The sequence below is a fragment of the Chitinophaga sp. GbtcB8 genome (assembly GCF_019091455.1).
Taxonomy (GTDB): Bacteria; Bacteroidota; Bacteroidia; order Chitinophagales; family Chitinophagaceae; genus Chitinophaga.
On the sequence record NZ_JAGXJN010000011.1, the window covers coordinates 69,879 to 87,276 of the forward strand.

Here is a 17,398-nt window from a genome sequence, read left to right on the forward strand (position 1 = left end):
TTAATATCTGCGGAATGCCAGTAAAAAGGGGCATAGTGAATGTTTATGAAGCGGGTTTATTTGTTATTGACTTTTTTGAGGGGGATATAAGATGAAACATTGCATGAAGAAATCTTCCGGGGTTAACCTGTATCTTAACGCAAACAATTTGTACAGATATACGTATTACTTAAATTAATAAGTATCAAAAAAAGCAGCAGTGAATAAAGTATTGTACAGTAAAAGGTTTGATGTACAAAAACTGTTCAATTGACAATTATTCCTGCTGCTTTGTTAATGGTTCATTGTTAAGTACTTACTGCCATCCGCCGCCTAAGGTCTGGTATAATTGTACGGTGCCGGCCATCATATCACGGCGGGCATGAACAAGCGCCAGCTCTGCTTCCAGCACACTTTTTTGCGCGGTAATGATCTCCAGATAAGAAGCATAACCACTTAAGAACAGGTCATTTGCAGTGGATACTGCGCTTTGCAGCACACTTACTTCCTTTTCACGTAAGGCGTAGATGTGTTGCTGGTTGTGCACATTGCCCAATGCAACCGACACTTCCTGGTAAGCCTTCAGGATCTTTTGCTGGTAATTATAATAAGATATTTTGCTGCCGGATTCATTGATGCGGTACTGCGCCTGTAATTGTTTTTGATTGAACAGCGGCGCTGTAATGCCGCCTAATACGCCATAGGCAAAGGATGCAGGCTCCAGCAGCAAGCCGGCTTTAAAAGCATTAAAACCTCCGTATGGCGTAATATTCAAAGAAGGCAAAAATGCTTTGCGGGCTGCCTGCACATCTGCTTTAGATGCAGCCAGCTCCAGCTCCGCCTGTTTAATATCCGGGCGGTTGGCAAGCAGCTTCCCGGGCAGGCCGGGCTTCCAGGGCGCTCCCAGCGTATCTATTGCTAATGCTTTACTACGTGGCACTGGTTGCGGATAACGGCCTAATAAAAAATTCAGCTGGCTTTCTATCACCAGCTGGCGCTGACGGGTTATATGTTCCAGGCTGCGCGTATCCAGCAGCTGCGCTTCAAACTGTTGTACGGCCAGTAAAGTAGCCCGCCCGGCAGCTTGCTGGATCTGCACGGTGGCTAATGCGGTTTCCTGTAATGCAATGTTCTTTTTGATAATTGCCAGCTCATTATCCAAAGCGATCAGCGTATAATAATGCGCGGCCACTTCTGATACCAATAAGGTAGTTACCAGGCGGCGGCCCTGCGCACTGGCCAGGTAACGCGCCAGGGCGGCCTGTTTGCGTGCTTTTATTTTACCCCAGAGATCTACTTCCCAGCTGCTGCGCAGGCCCAGGAAAAAATCCGGAGTAGGATCCGGAATGCGCTGATCCTTACTAATGTTAGTAGACAAATTTGTATCAAAATTGCCTACTCCATTCAGGGTATACTTACCATATTTATCAATACCGGCAGTGGCAGACAGGTTTACATTCGGTAACCATGCATACCGGGCAGCCAGTAAAACTGCTTCGGAAATCTTCATTTCTTCCCGGCTGCTTTGTAAGGCATAATTATATTGTAAGGCCGTATCTATCAGCGCGCGTAAAGGTGCATCTTCAAAGAATTGCTGCCAGGGCAGCTGGCCTATACCGGCAGTGTCTGTGCTGTTAACCGCAAAGGTATCCGGCATGGGTTTGTTATCCGGTAAGACCAGTGGTTTAGGCAGGCGGCAACCGAATGCCATTAATAGAAGGCTGAATGCTATTATTTTAATCAGATCCATCATGATGTTGCTTTTAAACGTTTGCGGGATAAGCTGGCGAACAATACATACAAACCCGGTATTACCAGCACCCCGAACAAAGTACCTATTAACATACCACCTGCTGCTGCCGTACCAATGGAACGGTTACCCATAGCGCCTGCACCAGCGGCCACACACAGGGGTATTAAGCCTGCAATGAATGCAAAGGAGGTCATGAGGATGGGACGCAGGCGGGATACCGCACCTTCCTTTGCCGCTTCCAATGGAGAGAGCCCCTGCTTATTACGCAGAATGGCAAACTCCACGATCAGGATGGCGTTCTTGCCCAGCAAGCCAATGAGCATCACCAATGCTACCTGCGCATAAATGTTATTTTCCAGCCCGAATAATTTCAGCGATAGGAAAGCGCCGAAAATGCCAGCGGGTAAGGAAAGGATCACCGGCAAGGGTAACAGGAAACTTTCATATTGCGCGGCCAGCAGCAGGTACACGAACACCAGGCATATCATAAAAATATAAATGGCCTGGTTGCCGGAAAGGATCTGCTCCCGCGTCATGCCGCTCCATTCATAACTATACCCGCGTGGTAGCTGTGCGGCGGTTTCCTGGATGGCTTTAATAGCATCGCCGCTGCTGTAGCCAGGCGCCGCATCTCCATTGATCATGGCTGCAGTGTACATGTTATAACGGGTAAGCTGCTCCGGCCCATACACCCGTTCCAAACGAATGAAGTTGGAGAAGGGCACCATTTCACCTTTATCATTTTTTACATACAGGTGCAGCACATCTTCCGGTTTGGCGCGGTACTGTGGCGATGCCTGTACCATTACCTTGTACATTTGACCAAAGCGTATGAAGTTAGACGCGTAGTAGCTGCCCAGCAAGGTTTGCAGCGTGTTCATGGCAGTTTCAATACTCACGCTCTTTTGTGCGGCACGTTCCTGGTCCACATGGATCATGTATTGCGGAAAGCTGGGATCAAAGCTGGTGAAGGCTGCGCCTATTTCCGGCCGCTTTTTTAATGCAGCTATAAAATTATTGGTAGCCTCAGCTGTTTGCTGCAGGTTGCCACTGCCGGTTTTATCCAGCACCCGCAGCTCAAAACCACTGGCATTCCCAAATCCGGGTACTGTAGGCGGCGGAAAAAATTCAATGTTGGCATCCCTGATATGGCTGGTTCTCTTTTCCAGCTCCGCAATCAGATCTGTTACGGAAGCTTTACGCTCGTCCCATGGTTTCAGGTTGATCATGCCCATGCCGTAAGAGGCACCGGCAACATCATTCACCAGGCTAAAACCAGCCAGTGTGGATGCGGATTCCACGGCATCTATATTCCGCGCAACCTGGTACACCTGTTCCAGCACCTGCTCTGTACGTTCTACCGTAGCGCCGGGCGGGGTGGTTACATTTACGTAGATCATGCCCTGATCTTCCGAAGGAATAAACCCGGATGGCAATATAGCGCTGGCGCCCCAGGTAGCCAGGAAGAACAGTATCAGCAATCCAACGGTAATAAGCCGCCGGCCTGCTATACGGCCTATGAATTTCCGGTAGCGGTTGGCCGTAGCATCATAACCTTTGTTAAATCCTCCAAAAAAGCGCTGTAATAAATTCTTCTTTGCCGGCTGCCCGTGCGTATTTTTTAACATGATAGCGCAGAGTGCAGGCGTAAGCGTTACTGCATTAATGCCGGATATAACAATGGAGAATGCCAGCGTTAGCGAGAACTGCCTGTAAAAAACGCCTACCGGCCCGGATAGGAAAGCTACGGGTATAAATACGGCCGACATTACCAGCGTCATGGCCCCAATGGCCCCGCTGATCTCTTTCATAGCTGCTATGGTGGCTTCCAATGGCGGCAGGTGCTCTTCGCCCATTTTTACATGCACGGCCTCCACTACCACAATAGCATTATCCACCACAATACCTATGGCCAGCACTAAGGCAAACAGGGTAAGCAGGTTAATGGAAAAACCTAACATCTGCATAAAGCTTAAAGTACCTATCAATGCTACGGGCACTGCCAGCGCAGGTATCAGGGTGGAGCGGAAATCCTGCAGGAACAGGAACACTACCAGGAATACCAGCAGGAAGGCTTCAAACAGCGTACGCACTACTTCATGAATGGAGGCATCCAGGAAGCGGGATACGTCGTAGTTGAAATTGTACGTCATGCCCGGTGGAAAGGAAGTGGCTTTCAGCTGTGCCATGCGGTCCTTTACATTTTGTATCACCTCCCGCGCATTGGAGCCGGGGCGCTGCTTCAGCATGATGGATGCAGAGGGCTTGCCATCTGTTTTGGATACCATGCCGTAGCTTAATGCCCCGAACTCCAGCTCTGCTACGTCTTTCAGGCGGAGCATAGCACCATCTGCCTCTGTGCGCAGGATGATGCCGGCGTACTGGGAAGGTTCAAAGAACTTGCCCGTGTAGCGTAATACATATTGTAACAGTTGTGGGTTTTTGTCAGAGCTTTCACCGGTTTTACCGGGTGCTGCTTCAATATTCTGGCGGCGGATAGCGGCAATAATTTCTTCTGCTGAAATGTTGTAGGCCAGCATACGGTCGGGCTTTAACCATACGCGCATGGCATATTCCTTGGCGCCCATGATCTCTGCAAAGCCAACACCGTCAATCCTTTTCAGCTCCTGCAGCACATTAATGTCGGCAAAATTGTAAATGAACTGTTCATCCAGGTCAGCGTCTTCGCTCATTACATTGAGGTACAGCAGCATGCTGTTCACCTCTTTTTCTGTGGTTACGCCGGCTTTAATTACTTCTTCGGGTAATTCATCTATAATGGTGGCTACGCGGTTCTGTACGTTCACTGCTGCCTGGTCGGGATCAGTGCCTACCTTAAAAAAGATCTGTATAAGGGTAATGCCGTTGTTACTGGATACGGACGACATATACGTCATGCCGGGTACGCCGTTAATGGCGCGTTCCAGCGGGGTGGATACGGCTTTGGCGCATACTTCTGCATTGGCCCCGGTATATTTAGCCGTTACCGTTACAGAGGGCGGTACAATATCGGGGAATTGGGTAACCGGCAGCGTAAACAGCGCCAGCAGGCCCAATAACAGTATGATCAAAGAGATAACGAGCGACAGTACCGGCCGCTTTATAAAAGTTTCAAACATGTGTTGTTGTTTTTGTGTCCCTACATTTTCATCTTCAGCAAACTGTCGAGGGGAATGCTAACAGGATGAATGTGCATGCCCTCGCGGATGGTTTGCGTGCCTTCGCACACAATGCGCTCACCGGCTGTAAGCCCGTTTTTCACAATGTAACAATGTGATAAGCGGGAGCCTGGCATAAAGCTGCGCATGCTTACCCGGTTTACGCTGTCTACTACAAAAACGTAGTTCTTATCCTGCATTTCAAATACGGCTTTCTGGGGAATGATCAAAGCATCCTCCAGGGTATTCTCCAGCTGAATGCTGCCGCTGGCGCCGTGTTTCAGCAGCTTTTGCGGATTGGGAAAGCGGGCGCGGAAGGCAATGGCGCCTGTGGAGGATTCAAATTCCCCTTCTATGGTCTCTACCTTGCCGGGATAGCTATAGCTGGTACCGTCCGCCAGGATCAGGCTTACCGCTTTATTGCTGGGCCCTTTTTGTGATTTCCGGTATTCCAGGTATTCTGTTTCCGATACATTGAAGTAGGCATACATTTCATGTGTGTCTGATACGGTGGTGAGCAGCGTACCATCTGTTACCAGGCTGCCTGTTTTCAGCGGAATGCGGTCAATGGTGCCATCAAAGGGCGCATGAATGTTGGTGTAGTTCAGGTGCATGGTAGCAGTGGCGGCGGCAGACCGTGCCTGGTCTATTTTTGCCTGTGCCGCGTTAAGCTTGGCGGTGGCCACTTCCAGCTCTGTAGGTGCTATCACTTTTTTATCTACCAGCATTTTTACGCGGCGGGTATCTACCTCCGCGGCTTTTGCTTCTGCAATGGCGCTGCTTAAGCTGGCATTGGCTTCTGCCAGCCGTGCCTTGTATTCCTCGTTATTTATGGAGAAGAGTAATTGTCCTTTTTGTACTTCCTGGCCTTCATCCACATAGATCTTTTCCAGGAAACCATTTACCCGGGCCCGGATCTCTACATTACGAACGGCCTGTAAACCGGCTACATAGTTATGTTTCAACAAAGTGTCTTTCGTCACCAGCTTTGTAACCGGGAAGGGCTGCGCCTTTTCCTTTTTGTTATTGGTGTTGCCATTGGTGGTGCATCCCCACAGGATGATCACCAGCATGGCGTATATATAACGCTGCTGCATTAATTGTAATTAATAATGAAGAATGGGTAATTAATAGCCTGCAGGATGTTACTGCCTGCATAATCCATTACATTGATCCGTAAGTGGCATAGCATGGCCGGATTCTCTTACGGGAACGGATACTTTACTATCACCAGATCAGAAAGGGGAGAAGGGGCTCAGAAAAGGGCTAAGCGGAACAGGAAGTTATAATAGGCGGGCAGAAAGGAATCCTGCCATTGATATACACCGCTTTTATTTTCTTTTTCGAGAATGTAATTGTCCTGCCGTTCATCCAGGTACAGGATGCGCGGGCTGCAGCTGAACTGCTGCGTAGTGGCGTTCAGGTAATAGCGCTGTTTGCGGCCTTTAGGGGCCGTGGCGCGTAAGATATCCCTGTTGTCGTCCGCTGTTTCATCTGCCAGCAGCTCTGCTGCCAGGCGGGTAAAAGCGGTGTCGTCAAAAAGAGCAACCTTTGTTTGCTGAATATGTTTTTCTGCGGCTGCAGCGGGTGTTTGCAGGGCCTGCCCGTCGGGGAAAAAGCCCGCCAGCTGCCGTAAGCTGAAGAACAGCATACAGCAGAGCCATTTAACCGGTATGTGCATTTTTTTCACCACGCCTTAAAAAAAGTCCCCAACATTAAGTGTATGCAAAGGTATATTTTAGTGCGCAGGGATCAAAGGAGAATTGGATAAGCGGAATAATAATTAATAATGAAAAATGAATAATTAATAATTGTAGAGCGGGAGTCCGATTGTCCTGAAATGCTCCCTGGATGCGGTATGTAGTGGCCTTAATCACACGTTAGTGGCACGCATTCATGGATCGTGTCCTGAATTCTTCAGGGGTATAATTTATAATTATCTTAACAAAACTTCAGCGTGCAGTATGCATTCATTATTAATTGTTACTGCTGCTGCCCCGCTACACTTCCATCCACCTCTATTGAAGTTTGCTGGCTGCCGGCGGTATCTACGTTATTCATTTCTTCAAAGAATTGACCGTCTTCATAACCAACAGAAACAAATACCGTTAGCTTTTGGCGGGCAGGGCCTTTAAAGGTGCCGCGTACGGGGCTGCAATCCCGGAAATTGCGGCCTACAGATAATTTTACGTGTTTATTGGTTACCCATATATTATTAGTGGGGTCTATGCCGGCCCAGCCAAAACCGGGGATCAGGGCTTCCACCCAGGCATGCGTAGCGCCCTCGCCCCGCATCCCATTTTTATTCGGGCAAATATAGCCGCTCACATAACGGGCGGGGATATGGCAGGTGCGCAATATTTGCAGCATCAGGTGGGCAAAGTCCTGGCATACACCGGCGCTGTGCTGCAGTATTTCGTCCACGGTGGTCTCTACATTGGTAATGCCTTTAATGTATTTGAAATGTTTAAAAATGTATTCGCTGCAGCTTTCTACTACGGCTGCTACACTCTCGCCGCGGCGCACGGCAATAGCAATGGCGTCTATGGCCGCCTGCGACTTTATTGTATCGCGGTTGCCCAGCTCCAGTAATTGCAATTGCCCGTCCATTTCCTGCTGCAGCTGTTTAAAATTGGAATGAAAGTTTATTCCCAGCTGGGAAGATGCCGTGGTACGCACCAGCAGCTTGCTTTCTATTGCCAGCACGTTATGGGAGGGCAGAATGTTGAACAAACCGGTTTTATTGCCCCAGTAGTCAGAGAACGTTTGTACGTTCGGGTGATCTGTGATGAACAGGTCGTGCTGTAACACTTCCTGGTCTGCACACTGGTAAGGAAAGATCTTTATTTCGTTGGCGCTTTCCTTTACCGGCCGGTCGTACTCGTAACGGGTAATATGGTGTATCTTGAAAATAGACATAATCCTATCTGATAAAGCTTATACGTAAGAAAAGAATTGACGGCTCAGCTGCAAGGTAAATTCCTGCAGGTCCTGCCTTATTTCTTCCAGGAACTGTTGTAAAGATGCGTTATTCAATGTTTCCGGGTCCGTGTAACGCACCTTGCTGGACAGGCGGCCAAAACAACGGGTGAGCGCTGCATTTTCCGCCATGGGATTACCCCTTATCACTTCCTGCAAGCGCCGCTCCGCCCTGCCCAGGGTATGAGCTACGGAATGTGGGAAATTATCATTGAACAGTACCTGGTGTAAAACATTTGAATTATAATTGGCGGTACGGTATGTTTTTAAATGCAGCTCATAACCGGAGAGCGACATCAGCAGGTAACGCCATTGCATAATGTCCTGCACATTATCCAGGTCATAATTTATACGCTGGTATTCCTTATTGGTAAGCACAATAGTTTCCAGGCAGCGCTCCACATATTTTCCCAGGTTCATAAAATTCCAGCCCAGCCCGCGCGACATGGTAATGTCTGTAACGCCGTTATACAGAACGGTATGCCTGGTAATGGCGTCCAGCACTTCCAGCGCTTCATAGCTCATCAGGCGCTGATCTACCGAAGGCTGGTTCATAAGATGATAAATGGCATTTACCTCCTCCCATACTTCTTTGGTAATATGGTCCTGTACGCCGCGGGCATTTTCACGGGCGCGGCCCACGATCATCTTCAGCGAATTATTATTGTTGGGGTCTGTGATCAGCTTCCGTAAAGAAGCGCCGGTATTGTGCTCCAGCGCTATGATCTCATTTGCGCCGCAGGTAGTGAAAGTTTCCAGCACCGGCTTCCAGGTCAGGGATCCATTCACATCTTTGTCCAGGGCCTGCACATAATGTGTAGCAGCCACCCTGCAAAGCCCACCGGCCCTTTCCATGTAACGGTTCATCCAATATAATGCGTCAGCTATCCGGCTTAACATGCGAAAAAAATTACGAATTACAAATTAATCAATCACCCAGGTATCCTTACTGCCGCCGCCCTGTGAAGAGTTCACCACCAGCGAACCGGCGCGTAATGCTACACGCGTAAGGCCCCCTGGCACGATCTTAACACCCTGCGGCCCGCATAATGCATAAGGCCTTAGGTCCACATGCCGCGGCTGAAAGGTACCATCAATAAAACAAGGTACCGTAGATAATTTAATGATCGGCTGTGCAATATAATTACGGGCATCTGCCTGAATCTCTACTTTTGCTTTGTTCCAATCCTCCTCTGATACTTTATTGCCCATGATCATACCATACCCACCGGATTGGTTGGTACGTTTAATAACCATGTTCTGGATATTCTCAAAAACATGATTCCGCATATCAGGATCGCTTAGCTCATAAGTGGGCACGTTGGCCAGGATGGGCTCCTCATTCAGGTAGTAGCGGATCATGGCCGGTACATAGGCATATACCGCCTTATCATCTGCCACGCCGTTGCCTACCGCGTTTACAATAGCCACGCTGCCCCTGCGGTAAGCGCCCAGCAGGCCGGGTACACCCAGCACGCTGTCTGGTTTAAAGATCAGCGGGTCCAGGTATTCATCATCTATACGGCGGTATATTACGTGCACTTGTTCCAGGCCATTGGTAGTTTTCATATATACCTTATGGTTATCCACCACCAGGTCCCGCGCTTCTACCAGTGAAATACCCATCTGGCGGGCCAGGAAGGTATGTTCGTAATAAGCGGAGTTATATACGCCGGGCGTTAGCAGCGCTACCGTAGGGTTGGCGATCTGCCCCGGGGCCAGCTGCAACAGTATTTCGTGTAGCAGTATGGGGTAGTTGCTTACCCGCCTCACGTGGTTGGCTGCCAGCAGGTCGGGGAAAATACGTTTGGTCACTTCCCGGTTTTCCAGCATGTAGCTAACGCCGGAGGGAGTACGCAGGTTATCTTCCAGGATATAGAATTTACCATCGTCCCCGCGGATCAGGTCAATGCCGGAAATGTGTACATAAATATCATAGGGCACTTTTATTCCGAATACCTCGCGTGTATAATGCGGGCAGGAGGCAATGAGCCCTGCGGGCACAATTTTATCCTTTATGATCTGCTGTGCGCTATAGATATCTTTTAAGAACAGGTTCAGGGCCTGCAAACGCTGTTTAATGCCGCGTTCTACTATATCCCATTCTTTGCCGGTAATAATACGGGGAATAATGTCAAAGGGAAAAATGCGCTCAATACCTTCATTATCGCTGTATACCGTAAAGGTAATGCCCTGGTTCATAAACAGTTCGCCTGCCAGGCGGTCCTTTTGCAGCAGGGCCGTTACATCCAGCCCCTGTAAGGTGGCAAAAACCTTGTTGTAGTGTTCACGTATCTGCCCGGAATCGTGCATCTCATCCCAAATACCAGGGGCTATATTATATTCATGCAGTAAATGATCCAGGCTCATATCTTTTCACTAATTTGGTTGATGATTGATGGTGTTAACCAATGGTTTGCTATGTTCAACTGATAGGCCAATATAATATTAAAAAAAGGCAAATAGAAGGCATTTTTGATCACATCGGCTAATATTTGTCAAAATATAGCTAATTCTAGTAATTATAAATTATTTTTATTCTACTATCTTAACCCGCATCAACCAAATCGCTAAAGCACCCAATAACCTGCTAAAGCATCAATTTAAAATCTGGCACTATGTTGAAGATCCACAGCGCATTATTATGCCTGCCCGTACCATTACACAATGTTTAAACCATCGAAAGAACCGTAATCTGAAAAAAAATTATTATTAACGGCATCAATCCAAAATCTATGCAAATGACGAGCATTACCGGACATTATTATGTCTGATTGTACTATTGTACAATGTTTACACTACCTAAAGAACCGTAATCTAATCAACCAATTAGTTTAACAAGTATCAACCAAATTTTGCTGAAGCATGCACTAAACCGCTAAAGCACCCACCCAAAAATCTGCACAATTATGAGAACACTCTACCTGGCATTGTTATGCCTGATCGTACCGCTATTGCCGGCACTGGCCCAAACCGTTAAGGTTGAAGGCACGGTGACGGATAATGCAAAGGAACCCCTGCCCGGCGTTTCTGTACGTGTAAAATCAACTAACAACGGCGTTGCTACAGATGCCAAAGGACATTTCAGCCTTTCTGCCACACCCGGCGCTACGCTGGAGATCACTTACGTAGGATTTACCAAACAGGAGATCAAAGTTACCGGACAGCAGGACCTGCATGTGGTAATGGCTGCCACTGCAAGCGCATTGCAGGAAACGGTGATCATCGGTTACCAGCAGGTGACCCGCAAAAAGGCCACCGCCGCTATTTCCAGCCTGTCGGGCCGGGAAATACAAAACCTGCCTGCTGCCAGTTTTGATCAGTTAATGCAGGGCCGCCTTTCCGGGGTGAACGTGCAGAACTTTACCGGCGAGCCGGGGGCACGTACTACCGTTTCCGTTAGGGGAAATTCTGCAGTAAGCCGCGATTATGACGAGTTTAAAGTAGTGAACTCGCCCTTGTACGTAGTAGATGGCATTCCCCAGCCGTCAGAGGAATATGTGAACTCCAATGTGGGCACCGGCACCAACTTCCTGGCGGGCATTAATCCCATGGATATTGCTACCATTGATGTACTGAAAGATGCCTCTGCTGCCGCCATTTACGGATCGCGTGCAGCCAACGGCGTCATACTCATCACTACCAAAAAAGGAAAGTCCGGCATTCCCAAAGTGAGCCTTTCCAGCTATTTTGGTATTACTGAAAGGCCGGAGCTGCGGGATGTGGTTTTAGGCACCGAAGAACGGCGGCAAAAAATGGCGCTGTTACAGCAAAGCCTTACCTACGCACAAAAACAGCAGCTGCCCTTTTTAATGACAGACAGCCTGAACCCGGCGTACAATGCCCATACCGACTGGCAGGACATTTTTTACCGCACCGGGCTTATTAAAAATGCTGACCTGAGTGTGAGCGGCGGCAGCGATAACTCTTACTACCGCTTCAGCGCCGGTTATTACGACGAGCAAGGCGTGGTAATAGGTACAGATTTTAAAAGATACTCCACGCGTTTAAACCTGATGACGCGCGCAATGAACAATAAGCTGGAGATCAATCCCATTATTTCCTTTTCGCGCACAGACCGGCACCGGGGCAATGGCCAGCCGGGTAACTCCATCAACATTACCACGAATGGCGATCCGCGTGATCCTGTAACAGTAGGGGCGGGGCAGATGCCTTCCTCCCTGTTTGCGCTGGACCCGGATAAAAAAGCCGCCATGCTGGGCTCCTATAAGGATGCGCTGGACAGGAATATGGAGAACCAGTTCACCATTAACCTGAACCTGGGATTAAGCATTACCCCGCACCTGAAGCTCAATTCCCAGAACTCTTACATTTATAAGACCAGCCGGCGGGATTATAACAAAACCAATGCGCTTACCTCTAACAGCGGAAGCTTTTCCTTCTCGTTTGCGGATAATGGCGCCAACCTCCTGTCCTCTAACTATCTCAGCTATACGAATAGTTTTAAGGACCATAACCTGAGCGTGATACTGGGTACAGATCTGCAGTATGATCAGTACCAGAATACCCGGGCGCTGGGTTACGGCGGCTCCTCAGACCAGATACAGGTGGTGCAGGGCTTCCGGCAAACGAATATTGAAGCATCATCCGATTACCAGGCATACGGGCTGTTATCTTACTACTCCCGTATTGCGTATGACTTTAAAGAGAAATACCTGCTGTCAGTAAGCGCGCGTACAGATGGCTCTTCCCGTTTTGGAGCAGATAGTAAATGGGGCTTTTTCCCCTCTGCATCTGCAGCATGGATCATATCTGACGAAGCCTTCCTGCAGCACAGCCGCACTTTTTCCCTGGTAAAAATAAGGGGTAGTATAGGTACCTCCGGAAGCCTGCCGGAACAGAACTATTTACAGTATAACCTGTACAAGGTGAATAACGGCGGTTTTTTGGGCAATGACGGCGCTACCTCTTATAACGGGGTTACCGCTATTACGCCCAACTTTACGGATGGCGCGGCACAGAAGGGATTAAGCTGGGAACGCAGTGTGCAATGGAACCTGGGTACAGACCTGGAATTTGCCGATGGTAACTTTGCCGCCACGGTAGATGTGTATAACCGGCAAAATTCCCTGCAGCTGTTTAGTATCATCCTGCCGGTTACCTCCGGTTATGACAAGGCGCTCACCAATGCGCTGGGCGTACGTAACTCCGGTGTGGAGCTGACCGTTTCCGGTTACCCGTTCAAACGGCGTAACAGTGCCATTAAATGGTTTACCCGGCTGAATATTTCCTATAACAAGAACATGATCACCAGCCTGCCCAATGGGGGGCGTGACATTGTTTTCCAGAATGGCGACCGGTTTGATAAATCACACATTCTTTCTGTGGGCAAGCCATTGAACGCTTTTTATTTGTACCAGAACCTGGGCGTATTTGCTACGGACGATGATGTGCCGGGCAACAAATACACCGGCGAAAAATACCGTAACGGCAATGGTACCTACCGTGGTGGCGACTTTTACCTGGCAGACCTGGATGGCGATAACTTCATTGATGTTTTTAATGAAGGGATTAACCCGGACAAGATGCCCGTTGGCGACCCGAACCCCAAGATAACCGGTGGCTTTAACAATGAAATTACCTGGAAGAATTTTATACTGAACATCTTTTGCACCTTCACCTTTGACCGGGATGTGCTGAACCTTTATAAGGCCGACCAGTTCAGCAATTCAACGGATGGTGATGCCACCAACCGCTTTATACAATACGCCACTCCTGATTTCAGCAAGCTGGATATATGGCGCAAACCCGGTGATAAGGCTACTTACGCCAAGTATGACCTGGGTACTTACCGTTATTATTACACCTCTGCGCAAACTTTCTTTCTAGAGAAAGGCGATTACCTGCGCATTAAAAGCATCAGCCTTACGTACAACCTGGGGGCTGACCTGCTGAAACGCTGGGGCATAGACCGGTTCAGCATTTTTGGCGTGCTGGATAATGTGGCGATGTTCCAGCGGTCCAAAGACCTGCCGGATGCAGAAGCCGTGAACCCATACGGGGAGTATAACGGTAATGGATACCCCATTCCAAAGAAATATACTATGGGCCTGAGTGTTAATTTTTAAACCGGTAAAATCTGCTACTATGAAACTTAAACATATTATGCTCCTGTGCACGTTATTATTATCTGTTTCCTGCAAAAAGCTGCTGGAACAGGAGCCCAAGAACTCTACCTACCTTGAAAAGTACTGGAAAAGCACCCAGGACTGTGAAAGCGCCCTGGCTGGTAACTATGCGCTGTTAAGGAATGCGCTGGCATTTAAATACAGCTATTACATGTATGGCGATGCTGTTGCCAAGAATTACTTTGTAATTGATTATAATGGCGATGGGCTGGAAGGCATACAGAACGGGGATTACACCTTTACCTATAATGTGAAGGACCTGGGTAACTGGTCGCGCTATTTTAAGGTGATCACCATGAGCAACACCATCCTGGCAGAGCTGCCCAAAGTGCCGGATGCCAACCTGGAGAAAGATGTGCCTAATGCGCAGCAATACAAGAACCGCGTGCTGGGGCAAGCCCTTTTTATACGTGCATTCACTTACTTTACCATGACCCGCATATGGGGTGACGTGCCTTTGGTAACGGAGTTTTATGAAAATCCGCTGGAAGCGCCGGAGCTGCCCCGCAGCCCCAAGGCCGATGTGATGCAGCAAATAGAAAAGGACTGCCATGATGCCATCAGCCTGCTGAACTGGGGTTATGCTGATAACCCCAGCGGTGCAGCGGTTACTGCCAACAAAGGCTCCGTATACGCGTTACTGGCCCACCTGTACCTGTGGAGGGGCACTACGCTGAATGCAGCCAATGGCGGCGCCAATGACATGAAGGATATTAACAGCGCCGATACTGCTATTAATACGCTGATCGCTAATGGCGGTTATGCGCTAACGGATACGGCTAACTATTATAAAACCTTCATCGGCAAATCCACCGAAAGCATTTTTGAGCTGAACATGAGCGAAGACCAGCTGGAAGGCTCTGATGACGGTATTGGCATGCAGTTCCTGCGTGGCGACCAGTACATTAAATATCACGGGGATTATGCCCGTATGGCTGTGCGCCCGGAATACTTCAGCCGGCATTACCTGAAAGGGCAGGCGGTGAACGATACGCTGGATGTGCGCTACCAGAAAGGATTTGATTACCGGGATGATAACCGCCCGCTGTGCCGCAAGTACAGCAATGTTATTTACCGCAACCCCGGTTTAAAGCTAAGCCCGTACATGAGCAATAACCTGATCATTTTCCGTTTCGCGGATATAAAGCTGCTGCAGGCAGAAATAGCTATATACAAGCAGGAATATGGAAAGGCGCTGGACATCATCAACTTTTTCCGTACCCGTAATAACACGCAGCCCTTAACCATGCCCGCACCGGATGTGCTGATGTATGATTACATCCTGGAAAGAGGGAAAGAGCTGTACCTGGAAGGGCAGCTGTTCTACGACCTGGTACGCACCAAAACCTACACCTACATTGTGGATTGGCTCACAGAGCAGCGTTATGCGCAGGAAGGTTTTTACTGGCCGGTGGATCCCCGCCTGTTCAGGGGCAACAAGTTCCTTACGCAAACCCGTTTCTGGGTAGGTAAGATCTGATCCTTTTTTCTGACCATTTAATATTACGTATATGCAATACCGTTTAAACATCACCTTTCTCATATTAGCTACCGCAATTTTTCTTTTTGCCTGTAAAAAGAATGATTATAAGAACGATGGGGGCGTACATGACCCGCATGTGAACATGACCACCTACGATTACCTGAGATCGCAAAGGGTATTTGACTCCCTGGTGTACCTGATAGACCGTGCCGGCCTGAAGGATATGGTAAACAGCGATGTGACCTTTTTTGCTGTGACCAACTACGGGGTGGATGATTACCTGAAGATCCGCCAGCTGCGCGCTGCAGAGCAAACCGGCGATGAGAATATCCCTTTTAATATGGACAGCATTTCTGTAAAGGAGCTGCAGGATTCCTTAAAGCTGTACATGATCAAGGGCGCCATTAACCGGGATCAAATGAACCGGCAGGGGCAGCTGTATGATTGTATGCTGGGTGCTATTCCAAATACAAAGTTCATGATCAGCTTATTGCGCACCTATCCTTACAATGATTATGTTTCTTATGTGGATATGGTGAACTATACAAAAGTGATAGGCTCCCGTGATGACCAGGCTTTAGACCCGGCCCAGATACCGCAAAGTGAAAAGGATAATGCAGCCGTTTGCCAAACCTCCGGTATTATTACCACCACGGGTATTGTGCACGTGCTGAACGGCTATCACCGGTTATTTTTTAATACTGAAGTTCACTAACCATTAAAGCGAAACAACATGCAAAAAATACTATTGCTTATACTGTGTACAGCCTTTGTGATGGCTGCCTGTAAAAAAGTAGAGCCGGGTTTTTTAAGTGACCAGATGCGCTACAAGGATAACGTGATCTATTGCAAAAGGGGATTATCCCTGCAGCAGTCGGACCGTATTAACACCGACGAATCTACGCCGCCGGTAACATTCAAAATGCTGAACCTGCGGGATAAGGCCACCGGCAAAGCAGCGCCTCAATCATTTTTTGACGATTATGAAGTGCTGGTTTTCAAAGACGGGGAATCTTTTAACGTGGAAACAGATACCAGCGTGGAGCAGCTCAATAAAAAGCGCGAGATCCAGAAGCTGAAGCCTATGTATTTTAACGAGAACAGCGGACAGTTTGTGTTTAACAAAGCATCCCTGAACCTGCCGCTGGGCGATTATCTTTTTGATATTGCCTCCCAGAACGTACATGGCTCCCACACCTTTCCCAGCTTTGGCCAGATCAGCGTTGTAGAGCCAACACTGGATGATATTTTTACCATAGAGGATAATGTATCCAATGCGTTTGACGTGAATAGCGTGGCTATTCCCATGCGCAATCCTAAAATGACGCTCACGAAAGTGTCTGATGAAGGCGCCCGCGTGATCCTGAAGCTGGTGGACAAAAACGGCAACCCGTTCAATCCAAAGGCCGGTGAGATCATTAAACGTGGCGACAGGCCGGTATTTGAGAACTATGCACGCTTTCATCCGATTATTACTACGGATACAGCCATGATCTGTGATTTTGAGCTGGCGCCGTTCCCCCTCACCAAATATAATGATGGTGTTACGGACTGGAACCACCTGATGTATTACCGTATTCCATCGCAGTTTGTGAAGGTGGATAATATGGCGGCAAATGCATTTTCCGTGAATCCGCGGTTTGCGTTTGTAGTGAAATTGGAGGGAACTTATATTGTAGAGATTAAGTTTTTGGATGCAGAGAGGGTGCATTAATTTTAAAGACCATGGACTAAGTGCCCACGGAGTGGCACTTAGTCCAATTTTGGGCTGCGATCTGTAGCCGTGGTTCCACATGTTACCGCACTTACATTGTTTTCCCTCCGCCAATCCCAGCCGCTAACCATACCGCCCCAACGAAGCTTCCACTGCTGAGCGCCTGTTTCCAGGATACTGGCG

Annotated in this window: 11 protein-coding genes; 4 read left to right on the plus strand and 7 right to left on the minus strand. The window is 48.4% G+C overall.

Annotation, left to right across the window (positions count from 1 at the left end; all coding sequences use genetic code 11):
* Positions 1 to 295: 295 nt before the first annotated feature.
* The 7 genes from KVT36_RS12420 to KVT36_RS12450 form a co-directional block, all read right to left on the minus strand.
* Positions 296 to 1,732 (minus strand): TolC family protein, encoded by a 1,437-nt coding sequence (locus KVT36_RS12420; RefSeq protein ID WP_217603820.1) that lies wholly within the window; start codon positions 1,730 to 1,732, stop codon positions 296 to 298.
* Positions 1,729 to 4,851, minus strand: a complete 3,123-nt coding sequence (locus KVT36_RS12425; RefSeq protein WP_217603821.1) for an efflux RND transporter permease subunit — start codon at positions 4,849 to 4,851, stop codon at positions 1,729 to 1,731. Before KVT36_RS12425 ends, KVT36_RS12420 begins: the two co-directional genes overlap by 4 nt.
* 20 nt (positions 4,852 to 4,871) lie before the next feature.
* The gene (locus KVT36_RS12430) at positions 4,872 to 5,987 is read right to left on the minus strand and encodes an efflux RND transporter periplasmic adaptor subunit (protein ID WP_217603822.1); all 1,116 of its coding nucleotides are present in this window, start codon (positions 5,985 to 5,987) and stop codon (positions 4,872 to 4,874) included.
* A gap of 158 nt (positions 5,988 to 6,145) precedes the next feature.
* Positions 6,146 to 6,571, minus strand: a complete 426-nt coding sequence (locus KVT36_RS12435) for a hypothetical protein (protein ID WP_217603823.1) — start codon at positions 6,569 to 6,571, stop codon at positions 6,146 to 6,148.
* A 302-nt stretch (positions 6,572 to 6,873) separates the two neighbouring features.
* A complete protein-coding gene (locus tag KVT36_RS12440) occupies positions 6,874 to 7,809 on the minus strand; it encodes a transglutaminase family protein (protein WP_217603824.1) in 936 nt (311 codons plus the stop codon).
* Positions 7,810 to 7,827: 18 nt separating this feature from the next.
* Positions 7,828 to 8,769, minus strand: coding sequence for an alpha-E domain-containing protein (locus tag KVT36_RS12445; RefSeq protein WP_217603825.1), 942 nt, complete (start codon positions 8,767 to 8,769; stop codon positions 7,828 to 7,830).
* 24 nt (positions 8,770 to 8,793) lie between these two features.
* Positions 8,794 to 10,239, minus strand: coding sequence for a circularly permuted type 2 ATP-grasp protein (locus KVT36_RS12450; RefSeq protein WP_217603826.1), 1,446 nt, complete (start codon positions 10,237 to 10,239; stop codon positions 8,794 to 8,796).
* 539 nt (positions 10,240 to 10,778) lie between these two features.
* Here KVT36_RS12450 and KVT36_RS12455 point away from each other — a divergent pair.
* The 4 genes from KVT36_RS12455 to KVT36_RS12470 are packed head-to-tail and all read left to right on the plus strand — an operon-like array spanning position 10,779 to position 17,215.
* A complete protein-coding gene (locus tag KVT36_RS12455; protein WP_217603827.1) occupies positions 10,779 to 13,958 on the plus strand; it encodes a SusC/RagA family TonB-linked outer membrane protein in 3,180 nt (1,059 codons plus the stop codon).
* A gap of 19 nt (positions 13,959 to 13,977) precedes the next feature.
* The gene (locus KVT36_RS12460; RefSeq protein WP_217603828.1) at positions 13,978 to 15,498 is read left to right on the plus strand and encodes a RagB/SusD family nutrient uptake outer membrane protein; all 1,521 of its coding nucleotides are present in this window, start codon (positions 13,978 to 13,980) and stop codon (positions 15,496 to 15,498) included.
* 31 nt (positions 15,499 to 15,529) lie between these two features.
* On the plus strand, positions 15,530 to 16,216 hold the full coding sequence (locus KVT36_RS12465; protein WP_217603829.1) for a hypothetical protein: 687 nt from the start codon (positions 15,530 to 15,532) through the stop codon (positions 16,214 to 16,216).
* Positions 16,217 to 16,234: 18 nt separating this feature from the next.
* Positions 16,235 to 17,215, plus strand: a complete 981-nt coding sequence (locus KVT36_RS12470) for a DUF5007 domain-containing protein (RefSeq protein WP_217603830.1) — start codon at positions 16,235 to 16,237, stop codon at positions 17,213 to 17,215.
* Positions 17,216 to 17,398: the final 183 nt, after the last annotated feature.

Excerpts from the sequence above, each read along its gene's own strand:
- KVT36_RS12425 (WP_217603821.1), bottom strand. The coding sequence starts at position 4,851 with ATGTTTGAAACTTTTATAAAGCGGCCGGTACTGTCGCTCGTTATCTCT.
- KVT36_RS12470 (WP_217603830.1), top strand. The coding sequence starts at position 16,235 with ATGCAAAAAATACTATTGCTTATACTGTGTACAGCCTTTGTGATGGCT.
- KVT36_RS12445 (WP_217603825.1), bottom strand. The coding sequence starts at position 8,769 with ATGTTAAGCCGGATAGCTGACGCATTATATTGGATGAACCGTTACATG.
- KVT36_RS12465 (WP_217603829.1), top strand. The coding sequence starts at position 15,530 with ATGCAATACCGTTTAAACATCACCTTTCTCATATTAGCTACCGCAATT.
- KVT36_RS12430 (WP_217603822.1), bottom strand. The coding sequence starts at position 5,987 with ATGCAGCAGCGTTATATATACGCCATGCTGGTGATCATCCTGTGGGGA.
- KVT36_RS12455 (WP_217603827.1), top strand. The coding sequence starts at position 10,779 with ATGAGAACACTCTACCTGGCATTGTTATGCCTGATCGTACCGCTATTG.
- KVT36_RS12420 (WP_217603820.1), bottom strand. The coding sequence starts at position 1,732 with ATGATGGATCTGATTAAAATAATAGCATTCAGCCTTCTATTAATGGCA.
- KVT36_RS12450 (WP_217603826.1), bottom strand. The coding sequence starts at position 10,239 with ATGAGCCTGGATCATTTACTGCATGAATATAATATAGCCCCTGGTATT.
- KVT36_RS12440 (WP_217603824.1), bottom strand. The coding sequence starts at position 7,809 with ATGTCTATTTTCAAGATACACCATATTACCCGTTACGAGTACGACCGG.
- KVT36_RS12435 (WP_217603823.1), bottom strand. The coding sequence starts at position 6,571 with ATGCACATACCGGTTAAATGGCTCTGCTGTATGCTGTTCTTCAGCTTA.
- KVT36_RS12460 (WP_217603828.1), top strand. The coding sequence starts at position 13,978 with ATGAAACTTAAACATATTATGCTCCTGTGCACGTTATTATTATCTGTT.